Source organism: Wolbachia endosymbiont of Glossina morsitans morsitans (assembly GCF_000689175.1).
Lineage (GTDB): Bacteria > Pseudomonadota > Alphaproteobacteria > Rickettsiales > Anaplasmataceae > Wolbachia > Wolbachia pipientis.
Window position 1 is genome coordinate 1 of record NZ_AWUH01000139.1, and the last position, 1,484, is coordinate 1,484.

General features: G+C 35.6%; 1 protein-coding gene and 2 pseudogenes. All 3 read right to left on the reverse strand.

The features are described 5' to 3' along the window. Positions 1-143 (reverse strand): annotated as a pseudogene (locus WGMM_RS05805) (IS481 family transposase); the annotation flags it as partial. After that, positions 107-247, reverse strand: coding sequence for a hypothetical protein (locus tag WGMM_RS06755; protein ID WP_007548293.1), 141 nt, complete (start codon positions 245-247; stop codon positions 107-109). The gene WGMM_RS06755 and the pseudogene WGMM_RS05805, both read right to left, overlap by 37 nt. 378 nt (positions 248-625) lie before the next feature. Continuing rightward, positions 626-1,484, reverse strand: a pseudogene (locus WGMM_RS07220) (FAD-dependent monooxygenase); the annotation flags it as partial.

A 1,484-nucleotide genomic window follows, 5' to 3' on the forward strand; every position in this document is an offset into this window, starting at 1 on the left:
TTGATCTTGCATGCTTCGGACCCATATCAGCGTCTTTGGCAAAAGACCGTTTTTCTCCATTTAATGATAGTTTTTGGATTAAGGTTATAGTACCTGGAGAGTTTTGCTATGCTCTCTTTACTATTTTGTATTGCTCTACGAATTGTCTCTGTTGTTTTGGCGCACCCATGTAATATTTGTCCCATAATTCCTCCTTTGATGGTATTGTTTTCTCATATTTTATCATACCATCACACTCTGGGACCATACATCCCCCCTCCCCCCTAATTCCTATATCAAACCTTTCTTTACTAGATTATATAGTCAATATAAAAAGCCATATAAAATTGCTTCCACTGCTGCCATGAGGAAATTGCTTATTCTTGCTAACTCTTTAGTCAGAGATGACAGGGTTTTTACTGAGGAATATAACTCTCTGTCTGTTTCTATCTAAGAGCCAGCATAGCTGTGGATAAGCACGTTTATACAGATAAAAGTACTTATCCACAGCTACATCAATTTTTCTATTGACTTTTAACACAACTGCTGAACAGATACATTCGTCATCCCGCTACGCGTTAGCGGCCAAGATACCGCGGCGGTATGACGTGGGAAACCTGACTTGCATTAGCTATAAAATAGTGATTTATATAAATCCCATAGCATGCCGAATGAAGCGTTTTTTGAGGAAATTTGAATTTTCAACTGCAATCAAGCCAAGATTTCTTAGTGCTTTAGCGCAGAATATTCTGTTGGAAAACATCCTATTTAATCCATCAGTTGCAAGCGCCATTGTAAAATTATCAAAGTATCTGTTACGTGAAATTTTCTTTAATAAATAACTACTGCCAACATCAGTACCAGCCGCTTTTGCAGCAACTACGTGCTTTATAACACTTTCTACATCTCTAATTCCAAGATTAAGTCCTTGACCTGCAACTGGATGAATTGAATGTGCTGCATCGCCGATAAGCAAAACTCTACCCTTATATAACTTTTTTACAAAAGCAAAACTTAAAGGATAAAGTTTTCTTTCACCCTCTAATTTTATCTCTCCTAAATAAGAACCAAATCTTTTTTTAAGCTCTATAATAAAATTCTTCTTCAGACAGATTCATTAGCATTTTTGAAATTTCAGATTTTTCTGTCCAAACTATCGAAGAAGTATAGCCACCCTTCATCGGTAGAATTACAAATGGACCGCCAGGGAAAAAACGCTCCACAGCTAAGTTTTGGTGATGCAGTTCATGCTTTACATTAAATACTATGCTACTTTGTTTATAGTCAAATTTCACTGTCGGTATAGAAAATAACTCTGGTAATTTAGAGTTTTTGCCTTCAGCGCAGATAAGTAGCGATGATATTAATTCCTGGTTATTATCAAGAATCACTTCCACATATCCTGAATCACAAGCAATTGTTTTATAGGAATGTGGAGAGTATATATTCAGTTTATTCAAAAAATTATTGTTGATTGCATTCCATATAGCAGCATTGTTAATAAC

What these genes read in the sequence shown, in the direction of transcription:
- WGMM_RS06755 (WP_007548293.1), bottom strand. Translation starts at nt 247, where the DNA reads ATGGTCCCAGAGTGTGATGGTATGATAAAATATGAGAAAACAATACCA.